At 66.9% G+C, this 17,216-nt stretch carries 19 protein-coding genes and 1 riboswitch; of the genes, 10 read left to right on the forward strand and 9 right to left on the reverse strand.

Features of this window, described 5'->3' with window-relative positions; translation table 11 throughout:
• Positions 1–642: 642 nt before the first annotated feature.
• Positions 643–1,032, forward strand: a complete 390-nt coding sequence (locus NLR35_RS24605) for a DUF1236 domain-containing protein (protein WP_015665892.1) — start codon at positions 643–645, stop codon at positions 1,030–1,032.
• A 52-nt stretch (positions 1,033–1,084) separates the two neighbouring features.
• Here NLR35_RS24605 and NLR35_RS24610 read toward each other — a convergent pair whose 3' ends face one another.
• The 3 genes from NLR35_RS24610 to NLR35_RS24620 all read right to left on the reverse strand — a co-directional run bounded on the left by NLR35_RS24610 (position 1,085) and on the right by NLR35_RS24620 (position 2,749).
• Positions 1,085–1,438: a VanZ family protein gene (locus tag NLR35_RS24610; protein ID WP_257169111.1), complete on the reverse strand. Its 354-nt coding sequence runs from the start codon at positions 1,436–1,438 to the stop codon at positions 1,085–1,087.
• A gap of 166 nt (positions 1,439–1,604) precedes the next feature.
• On the reverse strand, positions 1,605–2,204 hold the full coding sequence (locus tag NLR35_RS24615) for a thiamine pyrophosphate-dependent enzyme (RefSeq protein ID WP_257169112.1): 600 nt from the start codon (positions 2,202–2,204) through the stop codon (positions 1,605–1,607).
• Positions 2,201–2,749 carry a thiamine pyrophosphate-binding protein gene (locus NLR35_RS24620; protein WP_257169113.1) on the reverse strand — a complete coding sequence of 183 codons (549 nt, stop codon included), beginning with the start codon at positions 2,747–2,749 and terminating at the stop codon, positions 2,201–2,203. Before NLR35_RS24620 ends, NLR35_RS24615 begins: the two co-directional genes overlap by 4 nt.
• A 135-nt stretch (positions 2,750–2,884) precedes the next feature.
• Between NLR35_RS24620 and NLR35_RS24625 the strand changes: the two genes are divergently transcribed.
• Together NLR35_RS24625 and NLR35_RS24630 are read left to right on the forward strand one after the other, a co-directional pair.
• Positions 2,885–3,934, forward strand: coding sequence for a hydroxyacid dehydrogenase (locus NLR35_RS24625; protein WP_257169114.1), 1,050 nt, complete (start codon positions 2,885–2,887; stop codon positions 3,932–3,934).
• Between the two features lie 433 nt (positions 3,935–4,367).
• Positions 4,368–4,580, forward strand: a complete 213-nt coding sequence (locus NLR35_RS24630) for a hypothetical protein (protein ID WP_006610655.1) — start codon at positions 4,368–4,370, stop codon at positions 4,578–4,580.
• Positions 4,581–4,588: 8 nt separating this feature from the next.
• On the opposite strand, the gene NLR35_RS24635 is transcribed toward NLR35_RS24630, so the two are convergent.
• Positions 4,589–5,161, reverse strand: coding sequence for a GNAT family N-acetyltransferase (locus NLR35_RS24635; protein ID WP_257169115.1), 573 nt, complete (start codon positions 5,159–5,161; stop codon positions 4,589–4,591).
• A gap of 8 nt (positions 5,162–5,169) precedes the next feature.
• Entirely contained in the window at positions 5,170–7,539 is a 2,370-nt protein-coding gene (locus tag NLR35_RS24640; protein ID WP_257169116.1) for an Orn/Lys/Arg decarboxylase N-terminal domain-containing protein, read from the reverse strand.
• A 208-nt stretch (positions 7,540–7,747) separates the two neighbouring features.
• On the opposite strand from NLR35_RS24640, the gene cobT reads away from it, so the two are divergent.
• The 3 genes from cobT to cobS are packed head-to-tail and all read left to right on the forward strand — an operon-like array spanning position 7,748 to position 10,112.
• Entirely contained in the window at positions 7,748–8,803 is a 1,056-nt protein-coding gene (gene cobT, locus NLR35_RS24645) for a nicotinate-nucleotide--dimethylbenzimidazole phosphoribosyltransferase (protein WP_257169117.1), read from the forward strand.
• Entirely contained in the window at positions 8,803–9,396 is a 594-nt protein-coding gene (locus tag NLR35_RS24650) for a histidine phosphatase family protein (RefSeq protein WP_257169118.1), read from the forward strand. The genes cobT and NLR35_RS24650 overlap by 1 nt, the downstream gene beginning before the upstream one ends.
• The gene (gene cobS / locus NLR35_RS24655) at positions 9,393–10,112 is read left to right on the forward strand and encodes an adenosylcobinamide-GDP ribazoletransferase (protein ID WP_257169119.1); all 720 of its coding nucleotides are present in this window, start codon (positions 9,393–9,395) and stop codon (positions 10,110–10,112) included. Before NLR35_RS24650 ends, cobS begins: the two co-directional genes overlap by 4 nt.
• On the opposite strand, the gene cobD is transcribed toward cobS, so the two are convergent.
• Complete coding sequence (cobD, locus tag NLR35_RS24660; protein WP_257169120.1) at positions 10,109–11,134, reverse strand: threonine-phosphate decarboxylase CobD; 1,026 nt, start codon at positions 11,132–11,134, stop codon at positions 10,109–10,111. The genes cobS and cobD overlap by 4 nt on opposite strands.
• 22 nt (positions 11,135–11,156) lie before the next feature.
• Here cobD and cbiB point away from each other — a divergent pair, with 22 nt between their 5' ends.
• Positions 11,157–12,119 carry an adenosylcobinamide-phosphate synthase CbiB gene (gene cbiB, locus NLR35_RS24665; RefSeq protein ID WP_257169121.1) on the forward strand — a complete coding sequence of 321 codons (963 nt, stop codon included), beginning with the start codon at positions 11,157–11,159 and terminating at the stop codon, positions 12,117–12,119.
• 3 nt (positions 12,120–12,122) lie between these two features.
• On the opposite strand, the gene NLR35_RS24670 is transcribed toward cbiB, so the two are convergent.
• The 3 genes from NLR35_RS24670 to cobU are packed head-to-tail and all read right to left on the reverse strand — an operon-like array spanning position 12,123 to position 14,772.
• Positions 12,123–13,607, reverse strand: a complete 1,485-nt coding sequence (locus NLR35_RS24670) for a cobyric acid synthase (protein WP_257169122.1) — start codon at positions 13,605–13,607, stop codon at positions 12,123–12,125.
• A gap of 3 nt (positions 13,608–13,610) precedes the next feature.
• On the reverse strand, positions 13,611–14,219 hold the full coding sequence (cobO, locus tag NLR35_RS24675; RefSeq protein WP_257169123.1) for a cob(I)yrinic acid a,c-diamide adenosyltransferase: 609 nt from the start codon (positions 14,217–14,219) through the stop codon (positions 13,611–13,613).
• 16 nt (positions 14,220–14,235) lie between these two features.
• Positions 14,236–14,772 carry a bifunctional adenosylcobinamide kinase/adenosylcobinamide-phosphate guanylyltransferase gene (cobU, locus tag NLR35_RS24680; RefSeq protein WP_257169124.1) on the reverse strand — a complete coding sequence of 179 codons (537 nt, stop codon included), beginning with the start codon at positions 14,770–14,772 and terminating at the stop codon, positions 14,236–14,238.
• Between the two features lie 34 nt (positions 14,773–14,806).
• Positions 14,807–15,000: riboswitch (cobalamin riboswitch) on the forward strand.
• A 119-nt stretch (positions 15,001–15,119) separates the two neighbouring features.
• On the opposite strand from cobU, the gene NLR35_RS24685 reads away from it, so the two are divergent.
• From NLR35_RS24685 to cobW, 3 genes are read left to right on the forward strand one after another with little or no spacing between them, the layout of a single operon-like run.
• A complete protein-coding gene (locus NLR35_RS24685) occupies positions 15,120–15,752 on the forward strand; it encodes a HupE/UreJ family protein (protein WP_257169125.1) in 633 nt (210 codons plus the stop codon).
• 3 nt (positions 15,753–15,755) lie between these two features.
• On the forward strand, positions 15,756–16,151 hold the full coding sequence (locus tag NLR35_RS24690) for a DUF1636 domain-containing protein (RefSeq protein ID WP_006610643.1): 396 nt from the start codon (positions 15,756–15,758) through the stop codon (positions 16,149–16,151).
• Positions 16,152–16,163: 12 nt separating this feature from the next.
• Entirely contained in the window at positions 16,164–17,213 is a 1,050-nt protein-coding gene (gene cobW, locus NLR35_RS24695) for a cobalamin biosynthesis protein CobW (RefSeq protein WP_257169126.1), read from the forward strand.
• Positions 17,214–17,216: the final 3 nt, after the last annotated feature.

Here is a 17,216-nt window from a genome sequence, read left to right on the forward strand (position 1 = left end):
CAGAAATCATGCATGATGTACGCATCCCGCCTCGATGAGAGGGACGTTGCGCGCGATCGTCACGACACGTGAGGCGGGGATGCGGTGGCCGTGAGGTGTCGCAGCATGTGCTTGCACGTGCGGACGAACGACACGTCACGGACGCGAAGTCGTGTGGTCCTGGCCTCCCGATGCCGAGGTCAAGGTCGCGTCGAGAGCTTTCGCCCTCGCGCGGACGACGGGGTCAATCAGCCGGTCCCCGGGGAGAGCGCGAAAGAAGCGTTAAGACCGCCGCGCAGGGAATGCCGGATGACCGGCTGAACCTGTGGTACCTGCCGCCTGCATTCTTGTTCGCAGGCGGGCCATGGGTTGCGGCCAGCACCCGGCATTCCCTGCGCCCTCTCGATTCATCGAAGGGCCTCATCGATCGCAGGACTCGGGCGTGATCCGCCGCGAGACGGCGAACGCGCGTGCGCTGTTTGAAGCGTGGATAGCAATGAGCCATCTCTCCGCCTGAGGGCGCGGAGCTGCGGCGCTGTCTGTCGTCGCCGCCGCGACGTTTCGTTCCCGCTGACATGATGAAGTTTCAGCCATCTGGAACCGGAACTACAGGCGATCTCTCGGTGTTGAGCGGGCACCTTGAACACACTGGAGGAGAGAATGATGAGGACCCGTCTTGCCGTTTCGCTGATCGCCACCTCGCTGCTGGCGTCGACCGCTGCCTTCGCCCAATCGACCACCGTCGAAGGCGCCGCCAATGGCGCAGCGGCCGGCGGCGCCGTCGCCGGTCCGGTCGGCGCCATGGTTGGTGGCACTGTCGGTGCGGCCGTTGGTGCGGCCGTGGAGATTCCGAACGCGGTGATCACCTCGATCGATGCCGAGCGTGCGCCGTCGGTGGTGGTGCGTGAGCGCGTCGTCGTCGGCGAGCCGCTGCCGGACACGGTGGAGCTGCGCCCGGTGCCGCGCTACACCGAGTACCGTTATGCCGTGGTGAATGATCGCCGCGTGATCGTCGATCCGCGCACCCGCCGCGTCATCAAGATCATCGAGTGATCTGACGCTCTCACGAACAGGGGCCTCGCTGCAGCCGCGGCGGGGCCTCTTTTCATGCCGCCTGCGGGCGAAGCTGCCGAATGAGCCAGTCGATGGCCGCAGCGAGACCGAAGCCGATGCAGGCGGCCGCGGCGTCGACAATGAAATCCTCCAGACGCGCGTGTCGTCCGGGCGCCAGGAACTGGGCGAGCTCGAGTGCTCCGATCAGGATGACTGCGATCCCGGCCGTCAGCAGCCGATGACTGCGATAGGCGAGACCGAACGCAAGTCCGACCAGGATGAAGGCGAGAGCATGCTCGCCATCCTGCCCGAGATGGGAATGCGGCCGAAACTTCGGGGGACCGAGGGTCGCGAAGGCAACGGCTGCGGCGAGCAGCCAGGCCGAGACACGAAATGCGATTTTCATCCCCAATGCTTAGCATGTTCTGGGCCATCAGCCCCGCTCACACCGGGTTGAGACCGTGGTGTAGTTAACGACGCAAGCAGCAAACAGCGGATTGTTAACGCAGCCAAACCGGGCTCCGCGATGGCGTTTCCTGGCCTGAGGCGGGTATGGGCACGCCGGCGCGTCGTCATAGCGGCTGCCTCACTCCCAGGCCCTGCATGAAGCGCTCGCGGATCTGCACCGGATCACGCCGGGTGGCGCCGACGCCCGGTCTGTCGTCGATTTTCGCCGCAATCAGCATCGGGCCGGGCGTGTCGCGTGAGAGATCGACCAGACGTTCGAAATCTGCCTCGTCCGCGGCCCAATGGCAGGACGCGATGCCGCAGCCCGCGGCAATGGCCACGATGTCGGCCCGCTGGGCCGGTGTCGGTTGGCTGCCGGTGATCTGGTAGATGCCATTGTCCACCACGATGATGACCAGATTGTCCGGCGCCAGCGTCGCGATCGTGGTCAGGCAGCCGAGCTGCATCAGCAGCGAGCCGTCGCCTTCGAGCGCGAACACCCGCCGTTGCGGTTGCGCCAGCGCGACGCCGAGCGCGATGGGACAGGCCAGCCCCATGCTGCCGAGCATGTAGAAATTCTGCGGCCGCGGGCCGGCCGCCCACAGGTCGAAATTGGTGTTGCCGATGCCGCCGATCACGGCCTCCTCGTGCGTCAGCTTGGCGACCAGGCGACAGGTGAGATCATGGCGGTTCATGACCTTGGTGTTGGGGATGGCCGCACTCATGCGAACACCTTTCCGCCGGTGAGCAGGGGCGAGAGGATCAGCGCCACCGGCGCCTGTGTCGCCAACGCCTGCTTGATCGAGCGGTCGACGGTGAATTCGAGTTCGTCGAGGCGGGTCATGGTGTGATGCTCCATCGCCAGGGCGTCGAGCACCGGCCGCATCGTCCGGCACACCAGCGACTGGCCGAGATTGAACTCGCCGAGCGTGCCGCGCTCGGAGACGATCATGATCAGCGGGATCTGGCAGGGCACGACCAGCGAGGCGAGCACATTCGGCAGGGTCGCAAAGCCGGAGGTCTGCATCAGCAGCGCGCCGCGCCGCCCGCCCATCCAGGCGCCGGCGAGAATGCCCACGGCTTCCTCCTCGCGCGCGGTGGCGAAGGTGGTGAAGAACGGGTCGTCGCGGAGGCCTTGGATCAGGGGCGTCAGCACACGGTCGGGTACGTAGGGGACGAGCGTGACCTCGTTGCGCTTGAAGGTGCGCAGGATGATGTCGGGCCAGCTCGGCGCGGATGGGGATCGCGCCGCCTCGGCGTCAGTGGACATGGTTCCTCCCGCTCTTGGCTGGCGGCGTGGGGGGCCGAGCTTGACGCCGCCGGATCGATTGTCAACATGCCGGCCGGTTTGGCATTCCGCCTTTCGTGTCCGGCAAGAAGCAAGAAACCAGGAGGTCGCCTGTTCATGGCCGCGAATTCCAAGCGCGTGTTCTATGTCAAATATCTCGCCCACCCGATCTTCAGCGAGCTGCTGGCGGCGCGGCCCGACGTCCGGCTCGACCGGCTGGAGAACGAGAGTGCCGAGGCTGACACGGCACAGATCCTCGCGGCGGCCCATGCCTACCAGATCGGTGCGGCCCGCGACGAGCTGGCGCCGCGCTTCCATGTCGACGCTGATCTCTTGCGTCGTGCGCCGGGCCTGCTGATCGTCTCGAGCAACGGCGCGGGCTACGATCCGGTCGATGTCGAGGCCTGCACGAGAGCCGGCGTCCTGGTCGTCAACCAGTCCGGCGGCAATGCGCACTCGGTCGCCGAGCACACGCTGGGGATGATGCTGACCCTGTCGAAGCGCATCATCCAGTCCGACCGCCGGCTGCGCCGTGAGCCCAACGTCAACCGCAACGATCTGATCGGCAACGAGGTGCAGGGCCGCACGGTCGGCATCGTCGGGCTCGGCAATGTCGGTCGAAGGGTGGCCGAGCTGTGCCGCGGTCTGCTGGGCATGACGGCGCTGGCCTATGATCCTTATCTCTCGGCCGAGGAGATCGCCGCGCGCGGCGCGGAGAAGGTGGAGCTTGATGACCTGATGCGGCGCTCCGACTTCGTCTCGATCAACTGCCCGCTGACCCGGGAGAGCCGGGGCATGATCGGCGCACGCGAGTTCGCGCTGATGCAGCCGAGCGCCTATTTCGTCACCACCGCCCGCGGTTTCATCCATGACGAGGATGCGCTGCTGGCGGCGTTGACCGAGCAGCGCATCGCGGGCGCCGGGCTCGACGTCTGGTCCAAGGAGCCGCCGCCGCCGGAGCATCCGCTGCTGCAGCTCGACAACGTCCTGGCGAGCCCGCATACGGCCGGCGTGACTCGCGAGGCCCGGCAGAACATGGGCCGCATCGCTGCCGAGCAGCTGCTCGCCGCGCTCGACGGCGGCCGGCCAGAGCGGCTGATCAACCCCGAGGCCTGGCCGCGCTACAGCGCCCGGTTCCGCGAGGTGTTCGGAGTGATGCCGGAGTAGAAGGGAGAGGCGTAAGACGAGGAGAAGATTTCATACGTCGCAGGCCGCGGTGCAGCAAGGAATCTTCTCTCCAGAGCGGCCGCGGCGAAGCAGCCATTGCTATTTTCGCCGCCGTCTCGACAGCCGGCAGGTGGCCGATCATTTTTCATGAAGCGCCATGAGCTTAAGTCTGATCTTTCGCTCGGCGCCGAAGGGAAAATGGTCCGATGCGCCGGTTGAATGCCATCCTGAGATCGACTCCTGGCCGCGTGCGGCGCGCGGTCTCCAGGTTCGTCGCCATCGCCGCCGCGAGCCTGCCTGCCGCCGGCGCCTGAGCGCCGGTTCCGCCAGCTGCATCAAATATTTGCGTCGGCCGCCTGATATCGGTCAACAGCGGACCGCGAGGCGCGGTAACATCAGCTTCGAGCACTGCTTCAACAGGCAGGGAGGTTGCATGTCGCGCTATGTCATCCATTTCATGAAAGACGTGCTGGGCGAGAACGGCCGCCAGTGCGAAATCTGCCAGAGCACGCTGGAGGTTGAGGCCGAGAGCGAAGGCGAGGCGGCAGAGATCGCCAAGCAGGAATTCTGCAAGACACAGAATTTGCGCGACTGGTCGCTGCACGCCGACCGCATGCAGGTGAAGGCGGCGGATTTCCCGTCCTGATCGAGGGCTCAGCGTCCGAGCAGGGCCGGCGCCTCGGACGTGCCCGGACCCAGGGAGCGCTGAACCATCACGGTGTCGGACCAGCGGCCGTAGCGGTAGGCGACGCCGGGCAGCAGGCCGACCCTGATGAAGCCGAAGCGCTCGTGGATCCCGAGCGAAGCGGTGTTGTCGGCATCGATATAGCCGATCATCTGCCGATAGCCGGCGGCGGCCGAGGCATCGATCAGCGCCTGCATCAACAGCCGGCCGACGCCGCGGCCGAGATGCTCGTGATGGACGTAGATGGAGTGCTTGACCGCGAAGCGGTAGGCCGGCCGCTTCCGGAACTGGACCACATAGGCATAGCCGACGACCTCGCCGCGATAGGTCGCGACGAGATGCGGCAGGCGGTGGTTGCGCAGATTCTTGCGTCGCTGCTTGAGATCATCCGGCTCCGGCGCACCGGTGCCGGCCGCGCTGTCCTCGACCCCGCGGCGGACGTGTCGACGGTAGATCGCAAGCATCGCCTCGACGTCCTCGTCCCGCGAGGGACGGACGAGGACTTGCGGTTCAGTCTCGATCGCCGTGACCGTGGTGTCCATGGGACGAATTACTCTGTGCAGACATAGGTATAGAGCCGGATCCGGCCGGACTCGTCGACCTCCTTATACAGTCCCTGAATCTCCACGTCGAAGCCCGGGAACGTGTTGAAGGCGCGCTCGAACATCTTGAGGTAATCGATCATCGGCTTGGCACGCTCGGACAGCCGTTCGCCCGGCACGATGGTCGCGATGCCGGGCGGATAGACCACGAACGGCGTCGTGGCGATGCGCCCGGCGATCTGGTCGATGGGGAGGTAATCGACCTCGTTGCGCATCAGCGCGCGGGCCGCCTCGCGCGGCGACATCGCGATCTCGGGCAGATGCTGCGGCTGGAACTGCTTGGCCTGCAGCGCGCTGACCTCGGCCTCGCGGTAGAACCGGTGCATCTCGCCGCAGAGGTCGCGCAGCCGCACCTTGCCGTAGCGGCCGAAGCGGCGGCGGGTGAACTCGGGGATGGCGTCCTCCAGCAGCACGTTGTCGTCGTGCAGCCGCTTGAAGGCAACGAGCCCGCTGATCAAGGTGCCGGCCTTGCTGGCCTCGACACCCGGCGTCAGCAGGAAGAGCAGCGAGTTGAGGTCGTTCTTCTCGGCGACGATGCGGTTCTCACGCAGATATTGCGCGACGACCGGCGCCGGGATGCCATGCTCGGCATAGCCGCCGGTGGCACGGTCGAAGCCGGGCGTCAGCAGGGTCAGCTTGTTCGGGTCGGTCATCGCGAAGCCGGGCGCGAGATCCGGAAAGCCGTGCCAGGCTTCGCCCGGCGCGAGCTGCCAGAGCGAGGCGTCGGTGGCGAGCTGGTCGGTCGAGATCGCCTCCCAGGCGACGTCATGGCGGCCGCCGGGGCTGGCGGCATCGGGGATCGACACCCGGTCCGGCACGAACGGCTCGAAGAACCAGCGCCGCGCCGGATCCTTCTCCTTCTCGTCGAACTCCCGGCGCATCGCCCGGATCTTCTTGCGTAATTCGATGCCGAGCCGGATCGTATCGTCCCACAGCACCTCGCCGGAGCGGCCCTTCATCATCTGCGCGCCGACATCGAGTGAGGCGAACAGCGGATAGAACGGCGAGGTCGAGGCGTGCTGCATGAAGCTTTCGTTGAACCGGCGATGCTCGACCCGGCGGCGCTGGCCCTTGATGTGGCGATCCTTGATGTGGATCTGCGAGGCCTGGGAGAAGCTCGCGAGCTGCTTGTGGGTCGATTGCGTCGCGATGATGCCGGGGGCGTCGGGGCCGAGCTCGGACAAGCCCGTCCCAAGACCCATGGCGAAGCGGCCGGCGTAGAGCGGGTGGAACTTCATGAAGCCCGCCCAGGCCTCGTCGAACATGATGTAGTCGCAGAGGTGGCCGATGCGCTTGAGGATCATCTCGGCGCTGTGGATCGTGCCGTCATAGGTGCACTGCTCGACGACAGCGACACGGAACGGCCGCTCCTTTCGCCAAGCGTCGGTGTCCTTGACCAGCGGATTGTTGCGGATCTGCTGCCGCAGATGCTCCTCGTCGAGGAGGTCCCAGCGCATCGGGCCGATCAGTCCCCAGGCATTGCGGACCGTGGAGACATAGATCGGAACGCCGCCGGAGATCAGCAGGGCACCGTGGTGGGCGGCCTTGTGGTTGTTGCGGTCGAACAGCACGAGATCGCCGTCGGTCACGAGTGACCCCAGCACGACCTTGTTGGAAGTCGAGGTGCCGTTCAGCACGAAATAGGTCTTCTCGGCGCCGAAGATCTGCGCCGCCTCCTTCTGCGCCCGCAGCGCCGGCCCTTCATGGGTGAGGAGGTCGCCGAGATCGAGCACGGAATTGTCGAGGTCGTCGCGAAACACCGCTTCGCCGAGATGCTCGACGAAGATCCGGCCGATCGGGCTGCGGCTGTAGAACACGCCGCCATTGTGCCCGGGACAGGTCCAGAGCTGGTTGCCTTCCTCGGCATAGTCGACCAGCGTGCCGAAGAACGGCGTCTTCAAGGTCTCGGCATATTGCTTGAGCCGGCTGATCAGGTTCTTCGCGATGAAGGCCGGCGTCTCCTCGGACAGGAAGACATAGCCGTCGATGAAGTCGAGCACCTCGACCGGCAGGTCCTCGAAGCGCTTGCGACGAATCAGGAGAATGATCGGGAAGTCCAGGCCACGGCGGCGCATCAGGTTGATCAGCGACGCCGTCTTGCCCTCCAGCCCCTTCTTGCCCCAGTCCACCACCATGCAGCCGATCGCCGCATCCGTCTGCACCGCGATCTCGGCGTCCTCCAGCTTGCGGGCGCGGACGACCTCGAAGCCCGAGCGCTGGATCTCCTCGATGATCTGGTTGAAGCGGACACCGGCGAGGTCGTCGGTCTCGAAGACGGGCGCGGCGAACAGGAAGGTGAAGCGGCGGAAGTAATCCATTGAGGTCTTTCGAGCTGGGTGGGGCAGCCACCTGTCAACGCGTTCGGTGACAGTTGCATGACAGTCGGGCCGTCGGCCAGCACCGGTTCTGCCGACCGCCGAGCTCCCTTGGCATGCTGTCGCTTGGCGGCGGTGCCCCGGCAGCGCTTGTCATGAAGGTGAGGCGGTGGCAATCGTCCGATACCGAGCAACGCCAAAAGGACAGATCGTGCTCCCTGACTGGATCAATTCGGAGTGTCCGGCGCCGTCCGAGGCGCATCGAAAAGCCGCTCTCGCGCGCCAGGCGCAACTGACCAAACCGCTCGGCGCGCTCGGCCGGCTGGAGGAGGTCGCTGTCGAATTGGCGGCGCTGCAGGCTGTGGACCGGCCGGGAGCGGATCGAGCCCCCGTGGTGCTGTTTGCCGGGGATCACGGCATCGCGGCTCAGGGAGTTTCGGCCTATCCGCCGGAAGTCACCGTGCAGATGCTGCACAATTTCGCCGGCGGCGGCGCGGCGATCGCGGTGCTGGCTCGGAGCCTGGGGTGCCCGTTGGAGGTGGTCGATGTTGGCACGCTCGCGGATGAACCGATGCGCGGTATCGTCGTCGACAAGCCGCGGCGCGGCACCCGCGACTTCAGCGTCGAGCCCGCGCTGACGCCGGAGGAGGTGGCCTTCGCCTGCGAGGCTGGGCGGCGAGCGGTCGCGCGGCAGTCCGGTCATTCGCCTGATCTCGTGATCTTCGGTGAGATGGGGATCGGCAACACGACGTCAGCTGCCGCGATTGCCGCCGCGCTGCTGCCCTGCGCGCCGGCCCAGATCGTCGGCAGCGGCACGGGGCTCGATGCCGATGGGCGGGCCCGCAAGGCCAGGGTCATCGGTGATGCGCTGGCGCGGCATGGGGTGAACACTGACGCCGCCGTGGCGGATGTCCTGGCCGCCGTCGGCGGTCTCGAGATCATCGCGATGGCCGGCGCCATCATCGCGGCTGCGCAACGGCGGTGGCCGGTGCTGGTCGATGGCTTCATCGTCTCGGTTGCAGCGCTGGTTGCGGTCAGGCTCAATCCGTCGTGCCGGCCCTGGCTGCTGTTCTCGCATCGCTCGGCCGAGCGCGGCCATGCCCTGGTGCTCGAGGCGCTCGGTGCCCGCGCGTTGATCGATCTCGATCTCCGGCTCGGCGAAGCCTCGGGCGCGGCCACGGCGCTGCCGATCATCCGGCTCGCCTGCGCACTCCACAACGGCATGGCGACGTTCGCGGAGGCCGCCGTCTCCGGGCGCGAGGCCTGATGCGGGTCGACCTGCTGCGGCATGGCACCACCGGGCGCGACGGCTATCTCGACGGCCGCACCGATCCGCCGCTGAGCGAGACGGGCTGGGCGCAATTCCGGCGGCAGACGCAAAGCAAGGCATGGCGCCGGGTCGTGAGCTCGCCTTTGGCGCGGGCGCGTGCGGCAGCGGAGGATTATGCCCGACACGCCGGCTGTGTGCTGCAGGTCGATCCGGATTGGAGCGAACTGGATTTCGGACGATGGGACGGACGCAAGCGCCGCGACATCGTGAGCGACCCTGAACGAGCCGCCTTGCTCGAGGCCTTCTATGCTGACCCGGCAGTGGCACCGCCCGACGGAGAGAGCTGGGCGGATCTGCAGGCGCGGGTGTCGCGCGCGGTGGATCGCATTCTCGCCACGCCGGAGCCTGCGCCGGTCCTCGTCCTCACGCATGGCGGGGCGATCCGCGCCGCGCTGGCGCATCTGCTCGGCTGGCCCTTGCACCAGCTATGGAGTCTGCGCATTCATCCCGGCACCCGTCTCACGCTCGAAGCCGGGCAGAGCGCGGATGGCGCGCCGTGGGCCGAAATCATCGAGATCATCCAGCCATGAGTGTGCGTGAATTCTGGATCGCCCTGCAATTCCTGACGCGTCTGCCGACACCGCGTGTCGCGGACTCGCGACCCGATGATCTCGCGCGGGCGTCAATATGGTTTCCGGCTGCCGGCCTGGTGATCGGTGCCTGTCTCGCGATTCTCGCTCGGGTGTTGCAGAGCGCCGATCCGTGGATCGTCGCGCTTGCCGTCCTCGTCGGCTGGATCTGGATCACCGGCGCGCTGCATCTCGACGGGCTCGGCGATGTCGCCGACGCGTTCGGCGCCTCGCATGGCAAGCCCGAGCGTTTCGTCGTCGTGCTCGGTGATCCCCATGCCGGCAGCTTCGCCGTCGTCGCGATCGCGCTGCAGATCGTGGTGAAGCTGGTGTTGATCGCCGAGCTGGCCACGGGTCCGACGGCCTGGGCCCTCCTGCTCATCCCGGCCTGGGCCCGCCTGGGGACGTTGGTCTGCACCGAGACGCTGCTGTCGTTGAAGCCGGGGCTCGGCGCCAGCGTTTCGAACGGCGTCGGCTGGAATGTCATCATCGGATGGGGCGGCCTGCTCGCCATCGGCGCGCTCGTGGGTGCAGTTCCGACCTTGATCGCCATCCTGCTGATCCCGGCGATCGCGTTCTATTGGCAATGGCGGCTCGGCGGCATCACCGGCGATTGTCATGGCGCGAGCATCGAGGTGACGGAGACGCTGCTGCTCGCCGCGTGCGTGCTCGGCTAGCCGGCAAGCGCTTCCGCGAGCCGCTGCCACTGCGCTTCATCGCCCGGCAGTCCGAACCGCAGCCAGCTCGGCTGCGCCGGGAAGCGGCGGACATGAATGCCGTGACGCGCGAGGCGCTCGGCGATCTCGGCCGCGTTGGCCGTGGCGACGAGCCGGAACAGCGGTGTGCCGCCGATAGCCATACAACCAGCCTTGGATAGAAGCGTGTCGATGCGCACGCAATCCTTGGCCAGGCGCGCACGTGTCTGCTGCAGCCACGCGTCGTCCGCCAGCGCAGCCGTCCCGACGGCGAGTGCTGGTCCCGAGACCGCCCACGGCCCGAGCTCGTCGCGGATGTGCCGTATGATCTCGTCGGAGCTGATCGCAAAGCCGAGGCGGATTCCGGCGAGACCGTAGACCTTTCCGAACGAGCGCAGCACGATCGTGGCGGGCGGCAGGTCGGCCGCCAGGCTCGCTTCAGGAGGATACAGGTCGATGAAGGCTTCATCGACGATCATCAGGCCGTCGCGCCGACGCAAGGTCGATGCCAGCCGGACCAGCGCATCGCGCGGGTGCAGGCGGCCGGTCGGATTGTTGGGATTGACCATCACTGCGACATCGGCCCCGGCGAGCGCATCGAGGTCGTCGACCAGTTCGACCCGATGGCCACAGCGTCGCCAGCACAGCGCGTGCTCCTCATAGGTCGGCGCGAGCACGGCGACGCGCGAGCGCGGACGCAGTCTTGGCAGCACCTGCAGCAGCGCCTGCGTGCCCGGCGCCGCCACGATCGTCATGGGCTCCGGCACGCCGTAGCGCGCCGCCGCCGCGGTCAGCAGCGCGTGCTCTTCGGTCTTGCTCGGCAAACGCGCCCAACTGCCGGGCGCAAGCTCGGGCAAAGAGTAGGGGACGGGGTTGATGCCGGTCGACAGGTCGATCCAGGGACGCGGCGCATCGGGGTAGCGACGGCTGATCGTATCGAGATCGCCGCCATGCACGATGGCTTCCGGCGTCTCGGATCGCGTGCTAGTCGCTCTCTGGTCCATGTCTGTTCCTTAGCGGAGATCGATGTTCGTCTCTCTCGCGCTCGCGGCGCTCCTCATCGAGGCGGCCGCTGGTTACCCTCAAATCCTGGTGCAGCGCATCGGCCACCCCGTGATGTGGATCGGCGCGCTGATAGCATGGGCCGACCGCCGCTGGAACGGCGACGGCGACAGCTTTGCGACGCGCCGGGCGTACGGCGTCGCGCTGGTGGTTCTGCTCGTGGCCGGGATGGCCGCCATCGGCCTGGCTGCAACCTGGCTCTTCACGGCCGCTCTTGGCGACATCGCCGCAACTCTCATGCTCGCCGTGATGGCGAGCAGCCTGCTGGCGCAGCGCAGTCTCGACACGCATGTCGCCGCCGTTGCGGAGGGATTGGAAACCTCAGGCCTCGACGGTGGCCGTCGCGCCGTGGCCATGATCGTCGGGCGCGATCCCGAGCGTCTGGATGAGGCCGGCGTGTCGCGCGCAGCGATCGAAAGTCTCGCCGAGAATTTCTCGGATGGCGTCGTAGCGCCCTTGTTCTGGCTGTTTGTCGGCGGTCTTCCCGGCATCCTGATCTACAAGGCGATCAACACCGCCGACAGCATGATCGGACATTTGTCGGATCGTCACCGGGCGTTCGGCTGGGCGGCGGCGCGGCTCGATGATCTCATCAACCTGCCGGCCTCGCGGTTGTCGGCGGTGTGGATTGCGGCGGCAGCCTGCTGTGTGGCCGGCGCGTCATCCGAGGCTGCCCTGCAGAGCGTCGCACGCGACGCCTCCAAGCATCGCTCGCCGAATGCCGGCTGGCCCGAGGCAGCGATGGCGGGAGCTCTTGGGCTGCGCTTGGCCGGGCCGCGCGTCTATCACGGGCAGCTCGTCACCGATTCCTGGATGGGAAACGGTCGCGCTGATCTGAAGGCCGCCGACATCCGGCGCGCGTTACGGCTCTACCGGCTGGCATGCCTTGTTCAGGCTCTCGTCATGGCCGTCATTTTCCTCATCTAGGCGCTATGAACTCCCACGTGGGATGGGCGCGCGCGCCAGTGCAAGAAGGCCGTTGACATCGACATGGCGCTCCAGATGCGCTGCGAGCGCATCCAGGGTGGCGTCGACATCGCGCTCGTAGGCAAGGCCCGTCGTCGTCGCGCCGAACTGCCGCAGCCAATGCGCGCGCAGGCCATCATCAGCGAACAGGCCATGCACATAGCAGCCGGCGATCTGGCCGTCGGCTGCTACAGCCCCGTCGCAGCGGCCGTCGGCGAAGGTCAGGAAGGGACTTGCGGTGGCTGGACCCTCCGTGCGGCCGATATGCATCTCGTAGCCGCGGAACGACACCTGATCATGCATCAGCGTGCCCTGGACCTCGCGGAGCGCCTTGTCGTCCGTCAGGGTGGTTGTGACATCGAGCAGTCCAAGGCCTTCGACAGAAGCTGGCTCACCCTCCCGTCCGTCGGGATCGCTGATGGTTCGTCCGAGCATCTGATAGCCGCCGCAGATGCCGAGCACGTGGCCGCCGCGGCGCAGATGCGCCAAGAGATCGACGTCCCAGCCGGTCCCGCGCAAGGCGGCGAGATCGGCGATGGTCGCCTTCGAGCCGGGCAGGATCACGATGACCGCATCGCCGGGGATCGGCGTGCCCGGCCGGAGGAAGTGCAGGTCGATGCCATCCTCGAGGCGAAGCGGATCGAATTCGTCGAAATTGGAGATGCGAGGATAAGCGAGCACGACGGCCTTCGGGCGTTGTCCGCCCCCTGCGCTGCGTTCCGGGAGTCCCAGCGCATCCTCCGCGGGCAGACGACGCGCGTCGGAAAAATGCGGGATGAGGCCGAGCGACGTCCATCCGGTCCGTGTCGCGATCTCGTGCATGCCGGATGCAAACAGAGCGGGGTCACCGCGAAACTTGTTGACGAGAAAACCTGCGACGAGACTGGCATCCTCCGGGGCGAGCACCGCCTTGGTGCCGACGAGGCTCGCGATGACCCCGCCGCGATCGATGTCGCCGATCAGCACCACCGGACTCTGGACCGCTTGTGCAAAGCCCATGTTGGCGATGTCTCCGGCGCGCAGATTGATCTCGGAGGCCGAGCCTGCACCTTCGACCAGCACGATGTCCGCATCGGCCGCGAGATGATAGAAGCTGTCGAGCACCGCCGTCATCAATTGCGGCTTCATGGCCTGATAGGCCGATGCCTTGGCATTGCCGATCACGCGGCCCTGAACCACGACCTGCGAGCCGATCTCGCTCTGCGGCTTCAGAAGCACCGGATTCATGTGCACCGTCATCGGTCGGCGCGCCGCGCGCGCCTGCAGCGCCTGGGCCCGGCCGATCTCGCCGCCGTCGGCGGTGACGGCTGCGTTGTTTGACATGTTCTGCGGCTTGAACGGCGCCACCTTCAGACCGCGCAAGGTCAGCGCGCGCGCGAGGCCCGCGACGATCAGCGACTTGCCGACGTCGGAGCCGGTGCCCTGGAACATGATGGCGCGCGCGCCCATGGTTTAGAACTCGATGCCTTCCTGCGCCTTCACGCCGGCCGAGAAGTGATGCTTGACCAGATTCATTTCGGTGACGAGATCGGCGGCCTCGATCAACTCCGGCTTGGCGTTGCGGCCGGTGACGACGACGTGCAGATCGGGACGGCGCGCGGCGAGCGTCGCGACGACGTCGCCGATCGGAAGGTGATCATAGCGCAGCGCGATGTTGAGCTCGTCGAGGATGACGAGCCGGATCGACGGATCGGCCATCAACTCCTTCGCCTTGGCCCAGGCCCGCTCGGCCGCTGCGACGTCCCGCGCGCGGTCCTGTGTTTCCCAGGTAAAGCCTTCGCCGAGGGTATGCCATGAGACCTGATCGCCGAAGGTCGCGATCGCCTTGCGCTCGCCGGTCTCCCACGCACCCTTGCCGAATTGCACCACGCCGATGCGGAAGCCGCGGCCGAGGGCGCGCAGCATCAGGCCCCACGCTGCGGTGGATTTGCCCTTGCCTTTGCCGGTGTGGACGATGAGGAGGCCTTTCTCGACGGTCTTCGAAGCGACCTCGGCATCCTGCACCGCCTTGCGGTTCTCCATCTTGGCTTTGTGGCGCGAATCGTCGGCGCTCTCGGTCATCGGTTTGTCCTCTGCTTCATTTCAAGACGAGCGGCAATCCGGCCGCCATCAGAATCACGCGATCCGCCAGCGCCGCGACATCCTGGTTCAGCCGACCCTGGGCATCGCGAAAGGCGCGGGCCAGCGCGTTGCCCGGCACGATGCCGAGACCGACCTCGTTGGAGACGGCGACGATCGGGCCGCGCGCAGTCCTGAGCGTATCGATCAACTCGGCGCAAGCTGCTGGAACGTCCCTGTTGGCAAGCATAACGTTGCTGAGCCACAGGGTCAGGCAATCGATCAGCATCGGCGCGGGCTGTTCCGCGCGCGCGCGGATGAGGCCGGCGAGATCTTGCGGGGTCTCCAGCGTCTGCCATCCCTCGGCGCGCCGCATCCGATGATGGGCAATGCGCTCGCTCATTTCATCATCGAAGGCCTGCGCAGTCGCAACATAGATCCAGGGCGGCGCCGTGGCGGTGACCAGCGCCTCGGCATGACGGCTCTTGCCCGAGCGCGCCCCGCCGAGCACCAAAGTGAGGCGCGGTAGAGCGGGGTGCGGGGGGGCAGGGGTCATGGGGACGATTCCGATTGACGGGCTTTGGCCCGACCCGTATCTAACAGATGACGGTTCTCCGAAAGGAGAGATTTAGGGAACACGGTGCGGGCTCCTCGCCCTAGGCCGTGGCTGCCCCCGCAACTGTAATCGGCGAGTGTGAGGCCAAGACACCACTGGGCAACCGGGAAGGTGGTTTCACGCAGCGACCCGAGAGCCAGGAGACCTGCCGTCGACATTGCTGTTGGCCGACCCGTCGCGCGGGGAGTCGCGATGCTGGTTCTGATCCTGCCGGGATGGGCGGGATGCCGTCGGATGCAGCGCATCGTCCGGTCCTCTGGGGGATCCGGCAAGCGACGGAGACGGCCATGAAGTTTACCCGTTATTCCACCTGCGCGCTCGCGAGCTTCGTTCTGCTCGCCGCAGAGCCCGCCTTCGCGCATCACATGATGGACGGCAGGCTGCCGCAGACCTTTGCGCAGGGGCTGCTGTCCGGCCTAGGTCATCCCGTGATCGGGCTCGATCATTTCGCCGCCATCGTCGGCGCCGGCATCGTTGCCGCGGTGCTCGGCCGCGGCTTTGCACCGGTGCTTGCCTTCACCACGGCAATGATCGCCGGTGTCGGCCTCCATCTGGCGAAGGCCAACATCCCGGCGGCCGAGCTGCTGGTCGGCCTCTCCACCGCGCTCGTCGGCCTCGTGGTGGTGATGCGCGGCGGTTTCGGCGTGCTGCCGGTCGCGGGCCTGTTCGCGGTGACCGGCCTGTTCCATGGCTATGCTCTGGGCGAGTCGATCGTCGGGGCTGAGAACACGCCGCTCGGCGCGTATTTCGCCGGCCTGCTGGTGATCCAGACCGTGATTGCTGCGGGTGCCTTCCTCGGCACGAAGCTGCTGTCTGCGAAGGCGGACGCGATCGCCCCGCCGGCCGTGCGGATCGCCGGCGCGGCCATCGTGCTGGTGGGCGGTGTCGCCGCGGCGACGGCGGCCGGCGTGATCGGCTGATCAATGTCATCATCAGAGATCGGCGCGACGACGCTGTTCGTCTGCGTCACCTGCCGCGCGCAGGTCCCCGACGCTGCTTCATCTGATCAGCCGCGTGCGGGGGCCCGTCTGCTCTCGGCGATCGAGGCTGTGCCGGCCGAGCAGCGAGCCGGCGTGACGGTGGTCGGTGTGGAGTGCCTGTCCAACTGCAATCGTGCCTGCACGGTTGCCGTGACGGCGCCGGGCAAATGGACCTATGTGCTCGGCGCGCTCGATCCGGATCTGCATGCGCAGGATGTTCTGACATTCGCGCAACTGCATCAGCGCCACGAGGCTGGTCTGCCGGCGTGGCGCGAGCGTCCGGAATACATCCGCAAGAACACCGTTGCGCGCGTGCCTGCGCTGGCGACGCCGAACTGAGAAGAGGTCGCCATGACCAAGTCCTATGCCAAGTCCTATGCCAAGACGCCCTGCACCATCGTCACCGGCTTTCTCGGTGCCGGGAAGACCACGCTGGTGCGCAACCTGATCGAGACCGCCAATGGCCGCCGGCTCGCGATCATCGTCAACGAGTTCGGCGATGTCGGCATCGATGGCGACATTCTCAAAGGCTGCGGCGTGCCGGATTGCCCGGAGGATCGTATCGTCGAGCTCTCCAACGGCTGTCTGTGCTGCACCGTGGCTGATGATTTCGTGCCGGCGCTCAAGAGCCTGCTCGACCAGAAGGAGCCGCCCGAGCACATCGTGATCGAGACGTCGGGCCTGGCACTGCCGAAGCCGCTGGTGCAGGCTTTCAACTGGCCGGAGATCGCGACGCGCGTCACGGTCGACGGTGTCGTCGCGGTGGTCGATGGCCCGGCTGTCGTGGCGGGTCGCTTCGCCGATGATCCCGAGGCGCTCGCGGCGCAGCGCGCCGCCGACGATTCGCTCGATCACGACAATCCGCTCGAGGAGGTCTACGAGGATCAGCTGCTGTGCGCCGATCTCGTCGTCATGAACAAGAGCGACCTGATGAGCGACGAGGAGCGCAAGGCGGTTGCGTCCGAGATTGCTGCGAAGGTGCAGCGCGCCGTCAAGGTGATCGCGACGGAGCACGGCCAGCTCTCGGCGTCCGTGCTGCTCGGACTTGGTGCGGCCGCGGAAGACGATCTCGCGGCGCGGCCGTCACATCACGACAACGAGGCCGAGCACGATCACGACGATTTCGAGAGCTTCGTGCTCGACGTGCCGCCGCAGACCTCGCCGGAGGTGCTGGTCGACCGCATCGCCGCGGCGGTCGATGCGCATGACGTGCTCCGCGTGAAAGGCTTCGTGGAAGTGGCCGGCAAGCCGCTGCGCCTGCTGGTGCAGGCCGTCGGCAGCCGCATCCAGCATCAGTTCGAGCGGCCATGGCGCGCGGACGAATCGCGGCAGGGCCGGCTCGTGATCATCGGCGAGCGCGGGCTCGATGCGGCCGCGATCAAGAGCGTGATCGCAGGCTAGGCG

The organism is Bradyrhizobium sp. SRS-191, from assembly GCF_024586915.1.
Taxonomy (GTDB): domain Bacteria; phylum Pseudomonadota; class Alphaproteobacteria; order Rhizobiales; family Xanthobacteraceae; genus Bradyrhizobium.

What these genes read in the sequence shown, in the direction of transcription:
- NLR35_RS24605 (WP_015665892.1), top strand. Translation starts at nt 643, where the DNA reads ATGAGGACCCGTCTTGCCGTTTCGCTGATCGCCACCTCGCTGCTGGCG.
- NLR35_RS24610 (WP_257169111.1), bottom strand. Translation starts at nt 1,438, where the DNA reads ATGAAAATCGCATTTCGTGTCTCGGCCTGGCTGCTCGCCGCAGCCGTT.
- NLR35_RS24615 (WP_257169112.1), bottom strand. Translation starts at nt 2,204, where the DNA reads ATGAGTGCGGCCATCCCCAACACCAAGGTCATGAACCGCCATGATCTC.
- NLR35_RS24620 (WP_257169113.1), bottom strand. Translation starts at nt 2,749, where the DNA reads ATGTCCACTGACGCCGAGGCGGCGCGATCCCCATCCGCGCCGAGCTGG.
- NLR35_RS24625 (WP_257169114.1), top strand. Translation starts at nt 2,885, where the DNA reads ATGGCCGCGAATTCCAAGCGCGTGTTCTATGTCAAATATCTCGCCCAC.
- NLR35_RS24630 (WP_006610655.1), top strand. Translation starts at nt 4,368, where the DNA reads ATGTCGCGCTATGTCATCCATTTCATGAAAGACGTGCTGGGCGAGAAC.
- NLR35_RS24635 (WP_257169115.1), bottom strand. Translation starts at nt 5,161, where the DNA reads ATGGACACCACGGTCACGGCGATCGAGACTGAACCGCAAGTCCTCGTC.
- NLR35_RS24640 (WP_257169116.1), bottom strand. Translation starts at nt 7,539, where the DNA reads ATGGATTACTTCCGCCGCTTCACCTTCCTGTTCGCCGCGCCCGTCTTC.
- NLR35_RS24650 (WP_257169118.1), top strand. Translation starts at nt 8,803, where the DNA reads ATGCGGGTCGACCTGCTGCGGCATGGCACCACCGGGCGCGACGGCTAT.
- cobS (WP_257169119.1), top strand. Translation starts at nt 9,393, where the DNA reads ATGAGTGTGCGTGAATTCTGGATCGCCCTGCAATTCCTGACGCGTCTG.
- cobD (WP_257169120.1), bottom strand. Translation starts at nt 11,134, where the DNA reads ATGGACCAGAGAGCGACTAGCACGCGATCCGAGACGCCGGAAGCCATC.
- cbiB (WP_257169121.1), top strand. Translation starts at nt 11,157, where the DNA reads ATGTTCGTCTCTCTCGCGCTCGCGGCGCTCCTCATCGAGGCGGCCGCT.
- NLR35_RS24670 (WP_257169122.1), bottom strand. Translation starts at nt 13,607, where the DNA reads ATGGGCGCGCGCGCCATCATGTTCCAGGGCACCGGCTCCGACGTCGGC.
- cobO (WP_257169123.1), bottom strand. Translation starts at nt 14,219, where the DNA reads ATGACCGAGAGCGCCGACGATTCGCGCCACAAAGCCAAGATGGAGAAC.
- cobU (WP_257169124.1), bottom strand. Translation starts at nt 14,772, where the DNA reads ATGACCCCTGCCCCCCCGCACCCCGCTCTACCGCGCCTCACTTTGGTG.
- NLR35_RS24685 (WP_257169125.1), top strand. Translation starts at nt 15,120, where the DNA reads ATGAAGTTTACCCGTTATTCCACCTGCGCGCTCGCGAGCTTCGTTCTG.
- NLR35_RS24690 (WP_006610643.1), top strand. Translation starts at nt 15,756, where the DNA reads ATGTCATCATCAGAGATCGGCGCGACGACGCTGTTCGTCTGCGTCACC.
- cobW (WP_257169126.1), top strand. Translation starts at nt 16,164, where the DNA reads ATGACCAAGTCCTATGCCAAGTCCTATGCCAAGACGCCCTGCACCATC.